The organism is Billgrantia antri, from assembly GCF_019430905.1.
Lineage (GTDB): Bacteria > Pseudomonadota > Gammaproteobacteria > Pseudomonadales > Halomonadaceae > Halomonas > Halomonas antri.
Genome location: NZ_JAHYCA010000002.1, coordinates 563,980 through 582,449 on the forward strand (window position 1 = coordinate 563,980; position 18,470 = coordinate 582,449).

18 protein-coding genes and 3 tRNA genes are annotated in these 18,470 nt (G+C 64.9%); 12 read left to right on the plus strand and 9 right to left on the minus strand.

Annotation, left to right across the window (positions count from 1 at the left end):
- The first annotated feature begins 53 nt into the window (after positions 1–53).
- Entirely contained in the window at positions 54–938 is an 885-nt protein-coding gene (locus KPL81_RS07040) for a DNA/RNA non-specific endonuclease (protein WP_219791222.1), read from the plus strand.
- A 123-nt stretch (positions 939–1,061) separates the two neighbouring features.
- On the opposite strand, the gene KPL81_RS07045 is transcribed toward KPL81_RS07040, so the two are convergent.
- The 3 genes from KPL81_RS07045 to KPL81_RS07055 form a co-directional block, all read right to left on the minus strand.
- Positions 1,062–1,148 (minus strand) — tRNA-Leu (locus KPL81_RS07045).
- Between the two features lie 45 nt (positions 1,149–1,193).
- Positions 1,194–1,280: transfer RNA gene (locus KPL81_RS07050), tRNA-Leu, on the minus strand.
- Between the two features lie 66 nt (positions 1,281–1,346).
- Positions 1,347–1,433: transfer RNA gene (locus KPL81_RS07055), tRNA-Leu, on the minus strand.
- A 267-nt stretch (positions 1,434–1,700) separates the two neighbouring features.
- Between KPL81_RS07055 and rnr the strand changes: the two genes are divergently transcribed.
- The 11 genes from rnr to hemH all read left to right on the plus strand — a co-directional run bounded on the left by rnr (position 1,701) and on the right by hemH (position 12,457).
- A complete protein-coding gene (gene rnr / locus KPL81_RS07060) occupies positions 1,701–4,100 on the plus strand; it encodes a ribonuclease R (protein ID WP_219791223.1) in 2,400 nt (799 codons plus the stop codon).
- Between the two features lie 74 nt (positions 4,101–4,174).
- On the plus strand, positions 4,175–4,927 hold the full coding sequence (gene rlmB, locus KPL81_RS07065; RefSeq protein WP_209478516.1) for a 23S rRNA (guanosine(2251)-2'-O)-methyltransferase RlmB: 753 nt from the start codon (positions 4,175–4,177) through the stop codon (positions 4,925–4,927).
- A 166-nt stretch (positions 4,928–5,093) separates the two neighbouring features.
- Positions 5,094–5,474 (plus strand): 30S ribosomal protein S6, encoded by a 381-nt coding sequence (rpsF, locus tag KPL81_RS07070; protein WP_209476630.1) that lies wholly within the window; start codon positions 5,094–5,096, stop codon positions 5,472–5,474.
- Positions 5,475–5,498: 24 nt separating this feature from the next.
- Positions 5,499–5,726: a 30S ribosomal protein S18 gene (gene rpsR / locus KPL81_RS07075; protein ID WP_010629658.1), complete on the plus strand. Its 228-nt coding sequence runs from the start codon at positions 5,499–5,501 to the stop codon at positions 5,724–5,726.
- A gap of 11 nt (positions 5,727–5,737) precedes the next feature.
- Complete coding sequence (locus KPL81_RS07080; protein WP_219791224.1) at positions 5,738–6,592, plus strand: YybS family protein; 855 nt, start codon at positions 5,738–5,740, stop codon at positions 6,590–6,592.
- Between the two features lie 15 nt (positions 6,593–6,607).
- Positions 6,608–7,054: a 50S ribosomal protein L9 gene (gene rplI / locus KPL81_RS07085; protein ID WP_181515385.1), complete on the plus strand. Its 447-nt coding sequence runs from the start codon at positions 6,608–6,610 to the stop codon at positions 7,052–7,054.
- 319 nt (positions 7,055–7,373) lie between these two features.
- Complete coding sequence (locus KPL81_RS07090; RefSeq protein WP_219791225.1) at positions 7,374–8,873, plus strand: carbohydrate porin; 1,500 nt, start codon at positions 7,374–7,376, stop codon at positions 8,871–8,873.
- Positions 8,874–9,035: 162 nt separating this feature from the next.
- Positions 9,036–10,424, plus strand: a complete 1,389-nt coding sequence (dnaB, locus tag KPL81_RS07095; protein ID WP_209476636.1) for a replicative DNA helicase — start codon at positions 9,036–9,038, stop codon at positions 10,422–10,424.
- Between the two features lie 76 nt (positions 10,425–10,500).
- Positions 10,501–10,794, plus strand: coding sequence for a hypothetical protein (locus KPL81_RS07100; RefSeq protein ID WP_209476637.1), 294 nt, complete (start codon positions 10,501–10,503; stop codon positions 10,792–10,794).
- A 154-nt stretch (positions 10,795–10,948) separates the two neighbouring features.
- A complete protein-coding gene (locus KPL81_RS07105) occupies positions 10,949–11,251 on the plus strand; it encodes a DUF6482 family protein (protein ID WP_209476639.1) in 303 nt (100 codons plus the stop codon).
- A 132-nt stretch (positions 11,252–11,383) separates the two neighbouring features.
- Positions 11,384–12,457 carry a ferrochelatase gene (gene hemH, locus KPL81_RS07110; RefSeq protein WP_209476641.1) on the plus strand — a complete coding sequence of 358 codons (1,074 nt, stop codon included), beginning with the start codon at positions 11,384–11,386 and terminating at the stop codon, positions 12,455–12,457.
- 14 nt (positions 12,458–12,471) lie between these two features.
- Here hemH and KPL81_RS07115 read toward each other — a convergent pair whose 3' ends face one another.
- Genes KPL81_RS07115 through KPL81_RS07140 form a run of 6 tightly spaced genes read right to left on the minus strand, consistent with a single transcriptional unit; the run spans position 12,472 to position 18,310 of the window.
- Entirely contained in the window at positions 12,472–12,864 is a 393-nt protein-coding gene (locus KPL81_RS07115) for a Na+/H+ antiporter subunit G (RefSeq protein ID WP_209476643.1), read from the minus strand.
- A gap of 8 nt (positions 12,865–12,872) precedes the next feature.
- Positions 12,873–13,142: a K+/H+ antiporter subunit F gene (locus KPL81_RS07120; protein ID WP_111413250.1), complete on the minus strand. Its 270-nt coding sequence runs from the start codon at positions 13,140–13,142 to the stop codon at positions 12,873–12,875.
- Positions 13,136–13,633, minus strand: coding sequence for a Na+/H+ antiporter subunit E (locus KPL81_RS07125; protein WP_219791226.1), 498 nt, complete (start codon positions 13,631–13,633; stop codon positions 13,136–13,138). Before KPL81_RS07125 ends, KPL81_RS07120 begins: the two co-directional genes overlap by 7 nt.
- Positions 13,630–15,135: a monovalent cation/H+ antiporter subunit D gene (locus KPL81_RS07130; protein ID WP_219791227.1), complete on the minus strand. Its 1,506-nt coding sequence runs from the start codon at positions 15,133–15,135 to the stop codon at positions 13,630–13,632. Before KPL81_RS07130 ends, KPL81_RS07125 begins: the two co-directional genes overlap by 4 nt.
- The gene (locus KPL81_RS07135) at positions 15,132–15,479 is read right to left on the minus strand and encodes a Na+/H+ antiporter subunit C (RefSeq protein WP_219791228.1); all 348 of its coding nucleotides are present in this window, start codon (positions 15,477–15,479) and stop codon (positions 15,132–15,134) included. The genes KPL81_RS07130 and KPL81_RS07135 overlap by 4 nt, the downstream gene beginning before the upstream one ends.
- Positions 15,479–18,310 carry a monovalent cation/H+ antiporter subunit A gene (locus tag KPL81_RS07140; RefSeq protein ID WP_219791229.1) on the minus strand — a complete coding sequence of 944 codons (2,832 nt, stop codon included), beginning with the start codon at positions 18,308–18,310 and terminating at the stop codon, positions 15,479–15,481. The genes KPL81_RS07135 and KPL81_RS07140 overlap by 1 nt, the downstream gene beginning before the upstream one ends.
- Positions 18,311–18,470: the final 160 nt, after the last annotated feature.

Consider the following 18,470-nt stretch of genomic DNA (forward strand, 5'->3'; position numbering starts at 1 on the left):
TATTCAATGCCGGCGCTTCCGGGCGCCGGCGGTGGCACCCTCTGGACCGATCCATGGCTCTTGCACGTTCTCGCAGCAGGCGGCGTCGCTCGCCGCTGTCACGCTGGCGCTCCCGCACCCGGCAGTTCGTCATCACGCTTGCTTTCGTCGTGGTCGGAAGTGGCCTGTGGTACACCCAGGAGCAGGAGTACCGCGACCAGCTGAGCTGGATGGGCGTGCCCACTTGGCAGGATCCGATGCCGTTGAGCGTGCACCGCGTGCTGCGCAACGACGGCTTTCTTGTGGGCTGGTCCGATGTGCGCGTCAATCCGCTGTGGGTCAGCTACCTGCTGCATGAAGTAGAGGATCCTCGCGCCGGGCCGCGCCCCGATTTTCGCCGGGACTGGCGCACCCTGTGGCCGATAAGTGCCGATAGCTATTTCGACAGCGGCTACGACCGCGGCCACTTGGCGCCCAACTATGCCGTTGCCACGGTGCATGGTGCCCGTGCCCAGCAGCAGTCGTTCCTGATGAGCAACATCTCGCCCCAGCGGCCCAATCTCAATCGCCGGCTCTGGCAGCGCCTGGAGGAGGTGGTGATCGATCACTTCGTGCCGCGCTTCGGGGTGGTACAGGTGATCACCGGTCCGGTCTTCCCCGAGCGCTTCCTCGACAACGTTACCCACCGGGTGGGGCTGGTCGAGGTTCCCGAAGCCTTCTTCAAGATCGTCGTGGTGCCGGCCGAGACGCCCAGGGCGCTGGCCTTCATCATGCCGCAGGAGGTACGCGGCGACGAGCCGTTGGACGACTACCTGGTGAGTATCGACGAGGTGGAGGCGCGTACCGGGCTGAACTTCTTCCCGCGCCTGCCCGAGGTGGTGGCCGAGGTGCTGGAAGGGGAAGTCGTGACCGAGGGATGGGCGCTCGACGAGGTTGCGCGCCTTCCTTCTCGTTATTGAAGTCGCTGCGCGAGCGAAGCACAGGCACAAAAAAACCGCGATTGGTCGCGGTTCCTTAAATTAATTCGTTGGTTTGCTCTGGAAATGCTCAGCTTGCATGACGCGATTCGCTCGAAAGAGCGGTGGTGCCCAGGAGAGGACTTGAACCTCCACATCCGTAAGGATACTAGCACCTGAAGCTAGCGCGTCTACCAATTCCGCCACCTGGGCGCATCATGCCGTTGTCGTTATCGCCGTGTGTTCGCGTGCCTGGGATGGTGCCCAGGAGAGGACTTGAACCTCCACGTCCGTAAGGACACTAGCACCTGAAGCTAGCGCGTCTACCAATTCCGCCACCTGGGCGAACACGAGCGATTCGAGCTGACAAAGAGCAGGGGCCTGACCCGACCAACGCTTCGCAGGAAGCGATGGTGCCCAGAAGAGGACTTGAACCTCCACGTCCGTAAGGACACTAGCACCTGAAGCTAGCGCGTCTACCAATTCCGCCATCTGGGCAGGCGACGCGTATCTTACCCAAATTGTGGCCCAATGCAAGAGCGCCCACCGAAATTTCACCTCGCCGTCGGCGTGAAAAAGACGCAAGGCTCTGCGCGATCTCGCCAGGGTCTTTCCTCTGATCGTGCCGTCATGGTTGGGCCGAACCGGCACCGGCGCTATACTGCGGGGCATGACAAACGACTCCATTAGCAACACCCTACGCACGCGGCCTCTTTTCCGCGCCCTTCCCCGAACGCTGCTCCCGTTGCCTAGGATGCCCCACGCATGACTCATTGGACGCTCAGCGACGACCCCCACGCCAGCCGTGAAGCCCACAAGTACGACAAGCCGGCACCCAGCCGCGAGTACCTGTTGGCGCGACTGGAAGAGTACGGCAAGCCGATCACCCATGAGAAGATGAGCCGCATGCTGGGCCTCGATGACGAGGATCTCCAGGAAGCCGTGCGTCGCCGGCTGGCGGCCATGGAGCGCGATGGCCAGGTGTTGCGCAACCGCGCCGGGGCCTATGCGCTGATCGACAAGCTCGACCTGATCAAGGGCAAGGTGCTGGGGCATCGTGACGGTTTCGGCTTCGTGCTGCGCGACGACGGCAAGAAACCCGATCTGGTACTGCCGCCGCGGCAGATGCGGCGGGTCTTTCATGGCGACTACGTGCTGGTGCGTATCAGCGGTCGCGACCGCCGCGGTCGCGACGAAGCGACCATCGCCGAGGTGCTGGCGCGCAATACCCAGACCATCGTCGGCGTCTATCGCGCCAACACCCCCGAGTTCGGCGTGCTGATCCCCGAGAATCCGCGCATCACCCAGGAGGTGATCATCCCCCACAGTGCCTGCAGCGGAGCTCAGGATGGGCAAGTGGTGTCGGCCCGTATCGTGCAGCAGCCCGAGACCCGGGTGCAGCCGGTGGGCGAGGTGGTCGAGGTGCTCGGTGAGCGTATGGACCCGGGCATGGAGATCGACATCGCGATCCGCAGCTACGAGATCCCGGCCGAATTCCCTCCCGAGGTGCACGATCAGATCGCCGGGATGTCTGCCGAGGTGGCCGAACAGGACAAGCAGCATCGTATCGACCTGCGCCATCTGCCGCTGGTGACCATCGACGGCGAGGATGCCAAGGATTTCGACGACGCGGTATACGCCTGGAAGACCAAGTCCGGGAGCTGGAAGCTGATCGTCGCCATTGCCGACGTGTCGCACTATGTGCGTCCGGGCAGTTCGCTCGACGAAGAAGCGATTCGCCGCGGCAACTCGGTCTATTTCCCCGGGCAGGTGGTGCCGATGCTGCCCGAGTTGCTCTCCAATGGGCTGTGCTCGCTCAATCCGCACGTCGACCGCCTGGCGATGGTATGCGAGATGAACATCTCCAAGAGCGGGGCAATCAGCCGCTATCACTTCTACGAGGCCGTGTTCCAGTCGCATGCCCGGCTCACCTACACCAAGGTGGCGGCGATTCTCGACGAGGACGATCCCGATAACGATGCGCTGCGTCGCGAGTATCACGAACTGGTCAAGCCGCTCCAGGAACTGCACCAGCTCTACAAGGTATTGCGTCAGGCTCGCGAGGAGCGCGGCGCCATCGATTTCGAGACCACTGAAACGGCGATCGTCTTCAACGAGGAGCGCAAGATCGAGAAGATCGTGCCTCGGCAGCGTAACGACGCCCACAAGCTCATCGAGGAGTGCATGCTGGCGGCCAACGTGGCCACCGCGCGCTTTCTCGACAAGCACGACCTGCCGGCGCTCTATCGCATCCACGAGCGTCCCTCGCCGGAGCGTCTCGACAAGCTGCGTCTGTTCCTCAACGAGCTGGGCCTGTCGGTGGGCGGCGGCGACGAGCCGACGCCGCAGGATTACCAGGCCCTGGCCGAGGCGATTCGCGGGCGCCCGGACGCCGACGTGATCCAGACCGTGATGCTGCGCTCGATGAGTCAGGCGGTCTATTCGCCGCACAATGAAGGCCATTTCGGCCTGGCCTACCCGGCCTATGCCCACTTCACTTCGCCGATACGCCGCTACCCCGACCTGCTGGTGCACCGGGCGATACGCTCGGTCATTCGCGGACCGCGTCAGACCAATACCGTGCTGCGTGCCGAAGGTGCGCCGGTGGAGCCGCCCAGCAAGTGGTGCCCCTACACCTTCGAGCAGATGCTCGAGCTCGGCGAGCACTGCTCGATGACCGAGCGTCGTGCCGACGACGCCACTCGCGACGTGGAGGACTGGCTCAAGTGCGAGTTCATGTCCGACAAGCTGGGCGAGGTCTATGAAGGCACCATCGCTTCGGTGACGCAGTTCGGTATCTTCGTGCGTCTCGACGAGGTCTACGTCGAGGGGCTGGTGCACGTCACCTCGCTGCCTTCGGACTACTACCACTACGAGCCCGAGAAGCATCGCCTCAAGGGCGAGCGCACCGGCATGAGCTACCGTCTGGGCGACGGCGTCACCGTGCAGGTGGCTCGCGTCGACCTCGATGAGCGCAAGATCGATTTCGTGCTCGAGGACGAGAAGCCGCGGCCCAAGCGTCAGCCGCGCAAGCGGCGTGGTGAGGGTGAGGCAGCGTTCACGCCAAAGCCTGGTGCCGGCAAGGGAGCGTCCGATGACAAGGCTGGCAAGGGCAAGGGTGGCAAGCGGCGCCGTGGCCCGCGCAAGCCGAAGGCACGTGGCTGATGGCTTCAGGTCGCCAGGGCAAGCCGCGTAACGCGGGAAGAGGGGCAGCACGCCGCAAGCCGAACCTGTCGGGCATGCCTGCCGGGCTCGATGCGGTGTTCGGCGTGCACGCGGTGCGCGCCCTGTTGCAGCGAGGCGATAGCCCGCGTGTACTGTGGGTGCAGGATGGCGAGGCGCAGCAACGGCTGGCCGAGCTGGTCGACATGGCTCGGCAAGGCGGGGCACGAATCGAACGGCACCCGCGCGACGAACTGGACCGCCTGGCCGGAGAAGCCTCGCACCAAGGCGTCGTTGCCTTCACTGCACCGCTCGCTTTCGAGAGCGAGGCGTCGCTCTGGTTCAAGCTCGAGGCCTGGCCTCACGAGACGCCTCCTCTGTTGCTGGTGCTCGACGGCGTCACTGACGTGCACAACTTCGGCGCCTGTCTGCGCAGTGCCGATGCCGCCGGTGTGCACGGCGTGATCGTACCCAAGGACAAGGCCGCGCCGCTCAACGCCACGGTACGTAAGGTGGCTTGCGGTGCCGCCGAGAGCGTGCCGGTCTACCAGGTGACCAACCTGGCCCGAGCGCTGGCCCGGCTCAAGGAATTCGGTGTGTGGGTCACCGGCACCGCAGGCGAGGCGGAGGCGATGCTGTTCGAGGCCGATTTCGCCGGGCCTACGGCGCTGGTGATGGGCGCCGAGGGCAAGGGCATGCGCCGCCTGACCCGCGAGGCCTGCGACGGGCTGGTCAAGCTGCCCATGGCCGGCAGCGTCTCCAGTCTCAACGTTTCGGTGGCCACCGGGATCTGTCTGTTCGAGGCGGTGCGCCAGCGTCGCGGCGGTTGAGTCGCGGACTCGCCCTGCTCTTGCAACTGGGGGCGCGGGTCACTAGAATGCAGGCGCCCGTTCCTGTGTGAGCGGGCGTCATTATTTGACTATCACTCCTTGCTTCCCTTGAGCGCCTGTCCTGGACGGGTGTCACGCGGAAGCTGCCAACCCGAAAGGAGATCCCATGCGTCATTACGAGATCGTGTTCATGGTCCACCCGGACCAGAGCGAGCAAGTGCCGTCCATGGTCGAGCGTTACTCCAGCATCGTTACCGAGAGCGGTGGTACCGTGCATCGTCTGGAGGACTGGGGCCGTCGTCACCTGGCCTACCCGATCAACAAGATCCACAAGGCTCACTACGTGCTGATGAACGTCGAGTGCAGCGGCGAGACCCTCGAGGAAATCGAGAACATCTTCCGCTTCAACGACGCCATCATTCGCAGCCTGGTGGTGCGCTGCAAGGAAGCCATCACCGAAGCTTCGCCGATGATGAAGCCGGCAGACGACAAGCGTGCGCGTCGCGAAGAGAAGCCGCGCACCGAAGAAACTGCCGAAGCCAACTGATCGCACGTACCGAGGAGTCTTTACATGGCACGCTTTTTCCGCCGTCGCAAGTTCTGCCGTTTTACCGCTGAAGGCGTGAAGCAGATCGATTACAAGGATCTGGACACGCTGAAGGCCTACATCACCGAAACCGGCAAGATCGTACCCAGCCGCATCACGGGTACCAAGGCCCGTTACCAGCGTCAGCTGGCAACCGCCATCAAGCGCGCGCGCTACCTGGCTCTGCTGCCCTATACCGACAGCCACCAGTAAGTCGCGACTCGATGTTGCCGATAGCCCGATGGCTGATGCGCGGCACGCCCTACGCCGTAGGCGGAGCGGCATTGGCAGCGATCGTACCCTGGCTGTTCTGGCTGAGCGGTGCCATCGTTGCCCTGGTCACGCTGCGGCGCGGCTTGTCGCCAGCGCTGCCAGTGCTGGCAGCGGCTGCCATCCCTGCTGGATGGTGGTGGACGCAGGGCGACGTCATCCCGCTGGCCAGCGTGTTGCTGGTCACGCTGATGGCGGTGGTGTTGCGCTCCCGCATGCGCTGGGGCGAGGCACTGATCGTCGGCACTCTGGCCACGGCGGTGCTGGTCCAGCTCGGCATCTTCGTACCGCCGGGCGGCACCGGGCCACTGCTGGAGCAGCTGCGCCAGGGCTCGGACGAGATCGATCGCATGCTGGCGGAACTGGTACGCCAGGGCTATGACACCGAGCAGCTGGCATCGCTGCTGATCGGTGGCATTACCGGCCTGGTGGTGTTGATTGCCGCCATTGGCTGCCTGGCGCTGGCTCGTGCCTGGCAGGCGGGGCTCTACAACCCCGGCGGCTTTCGGCTGGAGTTCCATGCGCTGCGCCTGGCGCCGCGCGAACTCGGTCTGCTGGTGCTGTTCGGTGTGGTGGGCATGGTGCTGGGATTGCCGTCGCTCTCCATGCTGGTGTGGGTGCCGTTGCTGATAGCCGGCATGGCGCTGGTGCACGGCTTCATCGGGATAAAGGGCATGAACGGGCTGTGGCTGATCGCCTTCTACGTACTGCTGATCACCACCTGGCCCATGATTCTGATAGTGCTGCTGGCGGCCTTCATCGACGTGTTCGTGGATTTCCGCGGCCGTCTGGCCCCTCGCGGCGACTGACAAGAGGTTAACGAGATGGAAGTCATTCTGCTCGACAACATTGGCAAGCTGGGCGGCCTGGGTGACAAGGTGGCCGTGAAGCCCGGTTATGGTCGTAACTACCTGGTGCCCTACGGCCTTGCCGTACCGGCTACCAAGGACAACGTGGAAGCCTTCGAGGCGCAGCGCGCCGAGCTCGAAGCCCAGGCCGCCGAGCGCAAGGCGATCGCCGAGTCCCGTGCCGCCCAGCTCGCCGAAATCGAGCTGTCGCTGGTGGCCAAGGCCGGTGACGAAGGCAAGCTGTTCGGCTCCATCGGTCCGCGTGACCTGGCCGAGGCGCTGGGCCAGGCCGGTATCGAAGTCGCCAAGAGCGAAGTTCGCATGCCGGAAGGTCCGATCCGTCAGACCGGCGAGTACGACATCGACCTGCACCTGCACGCCGAAGTCGACGCCACCGTTCGCGTGGTCGTGGTCGCGGAGTAAGCCGCCGAGTCAGTTTCCAGCTAACTCGACAGCGACGCCAAGGGGCGCGGGAGTTCTCCCGCGCCCCTTGTTCGTTTGGCCCGACATCGGCGCACGCGGATTTCGGCTTAGACATTGGTAGTAATATTACGGTTTGCCTTTGCGTCACGACTCTTAAACGATTAAGTTTTTGCCTGGTCTGGATGCGTTGGGCTTCAGGCTAGGGCAGCAGGGCCGTAAGGCATCGTCGCGATGCTTGTCTGAAACGATACAGTGCCGTGTTTCGCCCCGTCTCTCTTGTGAAACAAACGAACATACAACCATAAAAGGAACCACTGCGATGAAGACTGCCTTGCTACGAACCCCGCTTGTCACCGCCGTAGCCGTGGCCAGCTTCGGTATGATGGGGCACGCCGCTGCCGATACCGCCTCTCTCGAGCAGCGCCTGCTCGAGCTCGAGAACCGCATCGCCGCCGCCGAGCAGCGTGCCGCTGCCGCGGAGCAGCGTGCCGAACTTGCCGAGGCCCAGGTCGAGGGGCGTCTTTCCGCCGACGAGGTGAAGGAGCGACTGGCCAAGGTCGAGCGTCAGGCCAGCGGCGAGGAGGGCTTCTCGTTCAACGTCTATGCCCGTTCGGGGCTGCTGCTGGGCGAAGACCGCAAGAGCATCGAGGGCGGGCCCTACGTGACCCCGGCCGGCGGGCTGGGCGGCGCCGTGGGGCGGCTGGGCAACGAGCCGGATACCTACGCCGAGGCGATCCTCAACTACCGCATGCAGTTCGACAACGGCGCCAAGGCGCACTACCGCACCATGCTGGCCAGTGGCACCACCACCAGCAACGATTGGGACGACGACTCCAACCTCAACGTGCGCCAGGTCTACGCCGAGTTCAGTGAGCTGCCGAGCTTCACCGGTGCCTTCGAGAACGCCTCGATCTGGGCCGGCAAGCGCTTCGACCGCGACAATTTCGACATCCACTGGCTCGACAGCGACATCATCTTCCTTGCCGGTACCGGTGCCGGTATCTACGACATGCAGCTGGCCGACAGCTGGCGTTCGAACTTCTCGCTCTACGGGCGCAGCTTCAGCGACTTTCCCGTCGATAGCGAGAACCCCGACGATACCGGCTCCACCGATAGCCTGGTCGTCACCTCCAACAACTACTTCGGCAACTGGCAGTGGATGGTCAACGGCCTGTCGGCGGCCGACAACCAAGAGCGTGACATCGACGAGGGACAGACCGCTGCCGACAGCGGCTTCCATACCATGGTGGCCTATCACGGCGACAGCTTCTTCGGCCTGGGCGAGGGCAACTTCAAGGCCGCGGTGCTGCACGGTCAGGGCCTTGGCGCCCAGGTCAAGGGGCTCGGCAGCGACGGCGACCTCACCGACGACGCCGCCGCGACGCGCCTGGCCCTATACGGCACTACCTACGTGGCGCCGCGCTGGCGCGTGGCCCCGGCGATCCTCGCCGAGACCAGCGAGGACCGCTACGTCGAGGGCGACCAGTACGACTGGGCCACCTTCAACGTACGCCTGGCCAACGAACTCACCCAGAATTTCGAGATGCAGTACGAGGCCAGCTACCAGTGGATGGACCTCGATCCCCGCGGTCGCGGCGGCAACAGCGCGGTGGAGGGCGACTACACCAAGTTCACCATCGCACCGACCTTCAAGCCCCAGGTGGGCGGCTTCTGGCAGCGCCCCGAGATCCGCCTGTTCGCCTCCTGGAGCGACTGGGACGAGGAGCTCAACGGTTTCAACGGCGACGACGCCTTCGGAAGCGACGGCTTTACCGGCGGCCAGTGGAGCTTCGGCGTGCAGACCGAGGTCTGGTTCTAGGTTCTCAGTGCGGCCCGGCCATGGCCGGGCCACTGCTCGCGCACGGTTTCGATCCCTTGCCGCGACCGCTTTCGGTCGCGGTTTTTGTGGTTTTGAAAGGTAGGGTGGGCCCCGGCCATCGGGTAGAATGGCACGGCCCGTTCTCATCAAGGTTGCCGCACCATGAACGACACGCTCGAGCTCGATCAGGAAACCGCTGCGCTCAAGGTGCCGCCGCACTCGCTGGAGGCGGAGCAGTCGGTGCTGGGCGGCCTGATGCTCGACAACCAGGCTTGGGACAACGTCGCCGACCGACTGGTGGCGGACGACTTCTACCGCTACGAGCATCGCCTGATCTTCAACGCCATGATCGGCCTCGCCGAAGCCGCCAGGCCGCTCGACGTGGTCACGCTGTCCGAGGCGCTTGAGGGGCGCGACCAGCTCGACACCGTCGGCGGGCTCGCCTACCTGGCTGAGCTGGCGCGCAACACGCCCTCGGCGAGCAACATCCGCGCCTACGCCGACATCGTGCGCGAGCGGGCCACGCTGCGCAAGCTGATCCGCGCGGCCAGCCAGATCGCCGACGGCGCCTTCAGTCCTCAAGGCCGGCCGGCCGATGAACTGCTCGACGAGGCCGAACGGCTGGTGTTCCAGATCAGCGAGGAACGACCCAAGTCGGGTGGCCCCATCGGCATGAGCGAACTGCTGGCCAAGGCGGTGGACCGCATCGACGAGCTGTTCAACATGAAGGGCGAGATGACCGGGCTCTCCACCGGCTTTCGCGACTTAGACGAGATGACCTCGGGCCTGCAGCCCTCGGACTTGGTGATCATCGCCGGGCGCCCCTCCATGGGCAAGACCACCTTTGCCATGAACGTGGTGGAACATGCCGTTATCTCGAGCGACAAGCCGGTGATGGTGTTCTCCATGGAGATGCCGGCGGATGCGCTGATGCTGCGTATGCTGTCGTCGCTGGGGCGTATCGACCAGACCCGGGTGCGTACCGGCCAGCTCGAGGACGAGGACTGGCCGCGACTGACGTCGGCGGTGAACCTGCTCAAGGACAAGCAACTATTCATCGACGATACGGCGGCGCTGTCGCCCAACGAGATGCGCTCGCGAATGCGCCGCCTGGTGCGCGAGCACGGCAATCTGGCATTGGTGATGATCGACTATCTGCAGCTAATGCAGATCCCCGGCTTCTCCGAGAACCGCACCGGCGAGATCTCCGAGATCTCGCGCTCGCTCAAGGGGCTGGCCAAGGAGTTCGGCTGTCCGGTGATCGCACTCTCCCAGCTCAACCGCTCGCTGGAACAGCGACCCAACAAGCGGCCGGTGATGTCGGACCTGCGCGAATCGGGCGCCATCGAGCAGGACGCCGACGTGATCGCCTTCGTCTACCGTGACGAGGTCTATAATCCCGACAATCCCGACAATCAGGGCCTGGCCGAGTTGATCATCGGCAAGCAGCGTAATGGTCCCATTGGCACGGTGCACATGGCTTTCATCGGCAAGTACACCCGCTTCGAGGACCTGGCGCCGGACAGCTACGGCGATGCGTTCGGCGAATAAGCCTGGGCGGCGGTTGAGCCTGACGCCCGGCACCGTATAATGCCGAGCCCCCGACAGTCGTTTTCGAGGAGTGACCATGGCAGGCGGATTTCGGCGCGGCAAGCGCCAGCGCACCCCAAAACTGGAAGCGCGCGGCGAACTTCAGGCGTTGGAGCGTGAAGGTCCCTTCAAGGAGTGGCTGGGCATGCCGGACCTTTACCGTTTCCAATTGGTCGTGGACGGCGAAACCTACAGCTACCAGACCGAGGACGCCGAGCTCGCCGTGGCGGTGGGTGACCGCGTGGTGTTCCGCTACAAGGAGACCAAGGCGGGCAAGTGGGTCGACCGCAACTCGCTGGCCAAGGCGATCGATCCCTCCGATTATCAGTAGCGCCACGGGCGCGAATAGCGGAACCCTCGGACGTCTCGGCTGTCATAATAATGATATGCCAGCGTCATGCAGATCACATCGGGCACAGTCATGCTGTGCCCGACGCATATCTCGCATAGGCCAATGGAAACAATTCCAGGACATGGAGGGAACCATGGAATTCGAACAGCTGAAACAATTCGTCTCCCGACACGACAACTTCGAGGTGCGGGTCATCACGCACTCCGGCAGCCACTGCTATCAGGTGGAGCTGGAGGATGTGGAAGGGGGGCGTCACCTGCTGACCCGTCGCGGCAAGCCGACCGTCTTTCGTTCGTTGGAGGACGTCTATCTCGAACTGCAGCGCGCCGGCATTCATCGCGCCTTCCTGGTTCAGCACGTACCGCAGGACGAGGTGATCGGCCGGGACACTCATTATCACGACCCGCTGACGTCACGCATGCCGCTCGTGTTCTAGCGTCTGCGCTGGTCTATTCTTTAACCTTGATCCAAGTTATACAAATCGTCTTTATAGTATAACTTCATGCCCTGTGCGCTCCTCGCCTGATACAATGAACGCTTCTTTCTTCACGCATGAGGAGCGCAGCGCATGGCCGCATCGCAAGTGCAACCGAGCCCGGCGGAACGCCAACGTCCGGCTCATGCTCCGGCGGATCACCCCGCGGTACCAACCCCCCGGATCGGCATCGTGCTGGCCAACCTGGGCACGCCTGACGCTACCGATTACTGGTCGATGCGCCGCTACCTCAACGAGTTCCTTTCCGACAAGCGCGTGGTGGACTATCCGAGCTGGAAGTGGCAACCACTGCTGCAGCTGATCATTCTGACCCGGCGTCCGTTCAAGTCGGGGGAGGCCTACCGCAGCATCTGGAACACGCAGCAGGACGAGAGCCCGCTGCTGACCATCACCCGCGAGCAGACCCGCAAGCTGGCCGAGACGTTGACGGCGCGTCATGGCGATCGCGTGCTGGTGGACTTCTGCATGCGCTACGGCAACCCTTCCACCGATAGCGTGCTGCGCCGTATGCAGGCCGCAGGCTGCCAGCGCATCCTGTTCTTCCCGCTCTACCCCCAGTACGCCTCGCCGACCACCGCCACCGCCAACGACCAGGCCTTTCGCACCCTGATGAAGCTTAAGTGGCAGCCGGCGCTGCGCACCGTGCCGGCCTACTTCGAGCATCCGGCCTATCTCGAGGCGCTGGCCAACTCGGTGCGCGAGACCTATGCCGCCACCGAGACACCGCCCGAGGTGCTGGTCGCTTCCTATCACGGCGTGCCCAAGCGCTTCCTGCGCGAGGGCGATCCGTACCATTGTCAGTGTCAGAAGACCACGCGGCTGCTGCGTGAGCGGCTGGGATGGGAGGAGGGGACGGTACAGACCGCCTTCCAGTCGCAGTTCGGCCCCGAGGAGTGGGTCGGCCCGCAGACCGTCGATCACGTGGCCGAACTGGCGCGCCAGGGCAAGCGGCATATCGCGGTGATCTCGCCGGCGTTCGCCTCCGACTGCGTGGAAACCCTCGAGGAGATCAACGAGGAGATCCGCGAGAGTTTTCTCGCTGCCGGCGGTGAGCAATTCACCTACGTTCCCTGCCTCAACGAGCGCGACGATCATGTCGCCGCGCTGGTCGCGATCGCCGAGAACGAGCTGGGCGGCTGGCTGTAGCCAGCGGCCCGACGTCAGCCGTGGCCGCGGTCGGGGTGGGGCACGGGCTTCTCGCCGATTTCCTCGGGACGTAGCTCGGGTGGGCGCCCGCCGGTCTCGTCGATGTGCTTGAGCTGCATGTGCAGCCCGGTCTTGGCCAGCAGGTGGGCGCTTACCGGTGCGGTGATGAACAGGAACAGCGTGATCAGCATTTCTTGGATGTCGGGCTTGCCCTGGGTGACCCAGAAGTAAAGCATCGAGGCGATCAGCATGCAGCCGATGCCCAGGGTAGTGGCCTTGGTGGGCCCGTGCAGGCGCATGTAGAAGTCGCGCAGGTGGGCCATGCCCAGCGAGCCGATGAAGGCGAAGGCGCCGCCGGCAACGAGGAAGAAGGCGATCACGCCTTCGAGGATCACGTACAGGGTCATGGAGCCTCCTACTCGATGATATCGCCGCGCAACAGGTACTTGCACACTGCCACGGTGCTGATGAAGCCGAGCATGGCGATCAACAGCGCCGACTCGAAATAGGTCTTGGTGTTGAGCCATAGCCCCATCAGCACGATCAAGGCAATGGAATTGATGTACATGGTGTCCAGCGCCAGGATGCGGTCGGGCATGTCCGGCCCCACGGCGAGTCGGTAGACGTTAAGCAGCAGGGCCAATACCACCAGCGTCAGGCTGATCGTCAGCGCGATGTCTAGCATTCGTAGATCTCCTTCAGCGGCCGCTCGTAACGCTCGCGTATATGGGCGATCAGGGCCGCTTCATCCTTCGCGTTCAGGGCATGGATCAGCAGGCTCTTGCCGTCCAGGCGCAGGTTGGCCGATACCGTGCCCGGCGTCAGGCTGATGGTGTTGGCCAGCAGCGTGATGGTGAAACGATCCTGCAGCATCAGCGGGTACTCCACGAAATGCGGATGCAGGCGGCGGCGGGGGTGGATGATCAACCAGGCGACCTCGAGGTTGGCGACCAGGATGTCGCCCAGCACGCGCAGCACGAAGCGCAGCAGCAGCCAGGGCTTGGCGATGTGCGGTTGGGCATCCCAGAAGCGGTGGGTCGCCAGCGGGATCGTCACCGCCAGAAAGCCGCCCAGCAGAAAGTGACCGAAGGCCAGGCTACGCACCAGCAACAGCCAGACCACGAGCAGCAGGAGCGACAGCAGCGGTGTCGGCAGCCAGGGACGAGGCTTGATCATGGAGCACCTCCGGCGCTGGGCAGCAGCGCATCGATCAGGGCTTGGGGAGCCGCCAACTGGTCGGCGGTGGCCTCGGTGTATTCGCTGACGGGGCCGGCCAGCGCCACCAGCAGCGGCGAAGCAGCCAGCAGCCAGGTCACGCCGAACCATTTGCGCCACGTCAATCTTTCACCGGCAGGCTCGCCCTGGCTACGCCAGAACAGGGTGGAGCCGGCACGGGAGAGTGCAATCAGTGCGCACAGCCCGGTGAGCAGCAGGATTGGCCACAGCCAGAGGCGCTGTCCGCCCTCGGCAGCGGCCAGCAGCAGCGCCTTGCCGAGCGCCCCGGAGAGCGGGGGCAGGCCGGCCACCGATACGGCGCCGAGGAAGAACAGCCCGGCCAGCCAGCCGCCCTGCTGCAGCGGACGGCCCCGCACCAGGCGAGTGCCGGCCTTGCCGCGCTGCTGACCGATCAGTTCGGCCAGCAGGAACAGGCCACCGGTGATCAGGGTGGTATGGATCAGGTAGTAGAGCAGGGCGGAGACCGCCCGCGGCGAGCCCATGCCGATGCCGGCGAGCAGGGTGCCCACCGAGACCAGCACCAGGTAGGCCACCAACAGGCGCAGGTCGCGCGCCGCCAGCACGCCCACGCCGGCCGCGACCAGAGTGGCCAGCGACAGCCACCAGACCCAGGCCTGCTCGAGATTGGCCAAGGGCCCCGCGGCCTCGCCGAAGATCAGCGAATAGACCCGCAGGATGGCGTAGATGCCCACCTTGGTCATGATCGCAAACAGTGCCGCTACCGGCGCCGGGGCGGCGGCATAAGTGCGCGGCAGCCAGAAATAGAGCGGTAGCATGGCGGCCTTGAGCCCGAATACCACCAGCAGCATCAGTCCGCCGGCGGTGACCAGCCCGGCCCGCTCGGCGGGCAGCTCGGCAAGGCGCGACGCCATATCGGCCATGTTCAGGGTGCCGGTGGCGCCGTAGAGCACGCCCACGGCGATCAGGAACAGCGCGGAGCCGGCCAGGTTGAGTACCACGTAGTGTACGCCGGCCTGAATGCGTGACTTGCCCCCGCCGTGCAGCAACAGGGCATAGGAGGCCAGTAGCAACACCTCGAAGAAGACGAACAGGTTGAACAGGTCGCCGGTAAGGAAGGCGCCGTTGATGCCCATCAGCTGCCACTGGAACAGGCCATGGAAGTTGCTGCCGCGCTCGTCGTCGCCATCGCAGGCAAAGACCACGGCGCCCAGTGCCAGTACGGCGGTGAGCAGCACCATCAGGGCCGACAGTCGGTCGAGTACCAGCACGATGCCGAAGGGGGGCTGCCAGTCGCCCAAGGCATAGTAAGCCACCTCGCCGCTCCCGGCACGCTCGACCAGGGCAACGCCGACCAGCACCAGCAGGGCGGTGCTGCCCACGCCGACCAGGCGCTTCAGCCGGGTGCCGCCTTGGCGGCGGTAGAGCAGCACGATCCCTGCCACCAGAGGTAGCACGATGGGCAGTACGATGAGATGCATCATCGGCTGCGCTCCTCATCGTGGTCATGCGAACGGCCGTCGACATGATCGTTGCCGACTTCGCTGCGGGCACGCATCGCCAGGATCACCACGAAGGCGGTCATGGCGAAGCCGATGACGATGGCGGTGAGTACCAGGGCCTGCGGCAGCGGGTCGGCATAGTGGCCGGCACCGTCGACGATGGCCGCGCCGTCGGTAGTGAGCCCGCCCATGGAGAACAGGAACAGGTTCACCGCATAGGAGAGCAGGGTCAGGCCCACGACGACGGGGAAGGTGCGACCGCGCAGGGTCAGGTAGAGCCCGCAGGCGGTCAATACGCCGGTGGTGATGGCGTAGAGGCTTTCCATCAGGAGGTCTCCTTGCTGGGGCGCTGGTGGGCATCGGTGTGGCTCTCGACGGGCTCCTTGGCCGGCCGGTGCGGCGTGGTGACCTTGCCCAGGTTGGCCAGTATCATCAGGGTCGCGCCGACCACCGCGAGGTACACGCCAAGATCGAAGAGCAGCGCGGTCGCCAGCTCGAACTTGCCTACCAGCGGCAGACTGAAGTAGCCGAAGGCCGAGGTCAGGAAGGGGTAGCCGAACAGCCAACTGCCCAGCCCGGTCAGGGTGGCGATGCCGACCCCGGCGACGGCCACCGGCTGATAGGGGAAGTCGAGCCGCGCCTGGGCCCATTCGACCCCGCGCGCCATGTAGAGCAGGATCAGTGCCACGGCCGTGATCAGGCCGGCAATGAAACCGCCGCCGGGCAGGTTGTGGCCGCGCAGGAAGATGAAAGCGGATACCAGTAGGGCCAGCGGCAGCAGTGCCATGGAGATCGAGGTGAGGATCGCCGGGTAGCGGTCCGGCGACCATACTCGCCCCTCGCCGTCGCTGTGCGGCATGAACAGGCGCAGGCGGTTGAGCAGCTTGAAGATGGCCAGGCCAGCCAGCGCCAGCACGGTGATCTCGCCCAGGGTATCGAAGCCGCGGAAGTCGACGAGGATGACATTGACCACGTTGTGGCCGCCGCCGCCGGGCACGCTGTTCTCGACGAAGAAACCGGCGATGGAGGTATTGTCGCGGGTCAGCACGGCATAGTTGAGGCTTGCCACCACCAGGCCGAGCGAGCCGGCCAGCACGATGTCACGCAGGCTGCGGCGGTTGGAGGACTCCGGCGGCGTCTTCTGCGGCAGGAAGAACAGCGCCAGCATCAGCAGGATCATCGTCACCACTTCCACCGAGAGCTGGGTCAGGGCCAGGTCGGGGGCGGAGAAGCGGGCGAAGGTCAGTGACACCACCAGACCTACCACAGACAGCAGCAGCAGCGAGACCAGACGATAACGATGCGTGACGGCCGTGCCGATGCCGCCGAACAGCAGCAGGCCGGCGCCCAGCACCAGGACACCGTCCAGGGGCTGGTTGCCCTTCTCCCCGGTCAGGCCGGTCATCTGAGCTAGCCCCAGCCCACCGACCACTAGAGTGGCGAGCAGCAGCCAGGTCATGTAGCGCTGCAGCGAGGCCCCGTCGAACCAAGCCAGGCCGGCTTCGGCGGCATTGCCCAGGCGCTGGATGGCAGCCTCGAATACCAGGCGGGCGTCGACCGGACGAAAGCTGCGCACGAAGCGTTGCAGGTCCGCATGGCGCCAGTAGGCGACCGCCCCCGCCACCAGTGCCACCAGGCTCATGATCAGCGGCAGGTTGACGCCGTGCCAGATCGCCAGATGGAATTCGAGCGGCTCGCCGAGCGCCGCTCGCACGGCCGGGGCAAGGATGCCTTCGGCCAGCACCGGGACGAGCCCCACCGCCACACACACCACGACAAGCAGCTCGACGGGAGCCCGCATCAGGCGCGGCGGCTCGTGGGGCGTCTTGGGCAGCGGCTGTTGGGCGGGCTTGAAGAAGAGCGCGTGAACCAGGCGCAGGGAGTAGGCGACCGAGAGGACGCCGCCCAGCGTGGCCAGCGCCGGCAGCAGCCAGCTCAGCCCGCCCAGCACCGGGGTGGCCAGGGTCTCGGTGAAGAACATCTCCTTGGAGAGAAAGCCGTTGAGCAGCGGGACGCCGGCCATGGCGGCCGCGGCCAGGGTCGTCAGAATGGCGGTCACCGGCATGGGGCGGCGCAACCCGCCCAGGCGGCCAAGTTCACGGGTACCGGTCTCATGGTCGACGATGCCCGCGCTCATGAACAGCGCCGCCTTGAACGCGGCGTGGTTGAGGATATGGAACAGCGCGGCGAGTACGGCCATGGGACTGCCGATCCCCAGCAGCAGAGTGATCAGCCCCAGATGGCTCACGGTGGAGAAGGCCAGGATCCCTTTCAGGTCGGTCTTGAGCAGCGCGAACCAGGCCCCGTAGAGCAGCGTGGCGGCGCCTATCAGTGAGACCGTCACCGACCACAGGGCGCTGTCGGCGATGGCCGGATGGAGTCGCGCCATCAGGAAGATGCCCGCCTTGACCATGGTGGCGGAGTGCAGGTAGGCCGAAACGGGGGTCGGTGCTGCCATGGCGTGCGGCAGCCAGAACTGGAACGGGAACTGGGCCGACTTGGTGAACGCCCCCAGCAGCACCAGCACGAGCATGATCGGGTAGCGCGGATCGGCAACGATGAGGTCGCCGCTGGCGAGCACCTGGTCCATGGAGAAGCTGCCCGCCATGTCGCCCAGCAGCAGCAGGCCGGCGAGCAGGGCGAGGCCGCCGGCGCCGGTCACGGTCAGGGCCATGCGCGCGCCCTTGCGCGCGTCGCTCTGGTGGGACCAGAAGCCGATCAGCAGGAAGGAGGAGATGCTGGTCAGTTCCCAGTAGAGCCACAGCAGGATCAGGTTGTCGGCCATGACGATGCCGACCATCGAGGCCATGAACAGAATGAGATAGGCGTAGAAGCGCCCGAAGGGCTCATCGGGCGAGAGGTAGTAATGCGCGTAAAGCAGGATCAGCAGCCCGATGCCGAGGATCAGCAAGTTGAACAGCAGCGACAGCCCGTCCAGCCGAAAGGCGAGATCGAGGCCCAGCGCGGGCAGCCACTCCAGCGAAAAGCGCAGCGTTTCGTCAGTCGCCAGTGCTGGCCATTGGCTCAGTGCCAGGAGTAGAGCCAGGGCCGGTGCCACGGCCGTGGCCAGCGTACACAGGCGGCGGCCTTTGTGCGCGCTGAGCATGGGCACCAGCATGCCCAGCAGCGGTAGCAGGGGTATCCACAACAGTGTCATCGTTTGCTCATCCTGCGCGGGTCCGTGAGGAGAGGGGCATAGTTTGCCTGCCGGACGGGAGGACGCAAGCATCAAGCGTTTGTTTCCCGTCCTTGGGCAGAACGTCCTATAATGCCGCCTCTCGCTACGTCAACGCAAAACGAACGCGCCTGCGCTTCCT

What these genes read in the sequence shown, in the direction of transcription:
- rlmB (WP_209478516.1), top strand. Translation starts at nt 4,175, where the DNA reads ATGCCTGCCGGGCTCGATGCGGTGTTCGGCGTGCACGCGGTGCGCGCC.
- KPL81_RS07140 (WP_219791229.1), bottom strand. Translation starts at nt 18,310, where the DNA reads ATGACACTGTTGTGGATACCCCTGCTACCGCTGCTGGGCATGCTGGTG.
- KPL81_RS07115 (WP_209476643.1), bottom strand. Translation starts at nt 12,864, where the DNA reads ATGACCCTGTACGTGATCCTCGAAGGCGTGATCGCCTTCTTCCTCGTT.
- rpsR (WP_010629658.1), top strand. Translation starts at nt 5,499, where the DNA reads ATGGCACGCTTTTTCCGCCGTCGCAAGTTCTGCCGTTTTACCGCTGAA.
- KPL81_RS07100 (WP_209476637.1), top strand. Translation starts at nt 10,501, where the DNA reads ATGGCAGGCGGATTTCGGCGCGGCAAGCGCCAGCGCACCCCAAAACTG.
- KPL81_RS07125 (WP_219791226.1), bottom strand. Translation starts at nt 13,633, where the DNA reads ATGATCAAGCCTCGTCCCTGGCTGCCGACACCGCTGCTGTCGCTCCTG.
- KPL81_RS07130 (WP_219791227.1), bottom strand. Translation starts at nt 15,135, where the DNA reads ATGATGCATCTCATCGTACTGCCCATCGTGCTACCTCTGGTGGCAGGG.
- rplI (WP_181515385.1), top strand. Translation starts at nt 6,608, where the DNA reads ATGGAAGTCATTCTGCTCGACAACATTGGCAAGCTGGGCGGCCTGGGT.
- dnaB (WP_209476636.1), top strand. Translation starts at nt 9,036, where the DNA reads ATGAACGACACGCTCGAGCTCGATCAGGAAACCGCTGCGCTCAAGGTG.
- rpsF (WP_209476630.1), top strand. Translation starts at nt 5,094, where the DNA reads ATGCGTCATTACGAGATCGTGTTCATGGTCCACCCGGACCAGAGCGAG.
- KPL81_RS07120 (WP_111413250.1), bottom strand. Translation starts at nt 13,142, where the DNA reads ATGCTAGACATCGCGCTGACGATCAGCCTGACGCTGGTGGTATTGGCC.
- KPL81_RS07080 (WP_219791224.1), top strand. Translation starts at nt 5,738, where the DNA reads ATGTTGCCGATAGCCCGATGGCTGATGCGCGGCACGCCCTACGCCGTA.
- KPL81_RS07135 (WP_219791228.1), bottom strand. Translation starts at nt 15,479, where the DNA reads ATGGAAAGCCTCTACGCCATCACCACCGGCGTATTGACCGCCTGCGGG.
- hemH (WP_209476641.1), top strand. Translation starts at nt 11,384, where the DNA reads ATGGCCGCATCGCAAGTGCAACCGAGCCCGGCGGAACGCCAACGTCCG.
- rnr (WP_219791223.1), top strand. Translation starts at nt 1,701, where the DNA reads ATGACTCATTGGACGCTCAGCGACGACCCCCACGCCAGCCGTGAAGCC.
- KPL81_RS07090 (WP_219791225.1), top strand. Translation starts at nt 7,374, where the DNA reads ATGAAGACTGCCTTGCTACGAACCCCGCTTGTCACCGCCGTAGCCGTG.
- KPL81_RS07040 (WP_219791222.1), top strand. Translation starts at nt 54, where the DNA reads ATGGCTCTTGCACGTTCTCGCAGCAGGCGGCGTCGCTCGCCGCTGTCA.
- KPL81_RS07105 (WP_209476639.1), top strand. Translation starts at nt 10,949, where the DNA reads ATGGAATTCGAACAGCTGAAACAATTCGTCTCCCGACACGACAACTTC.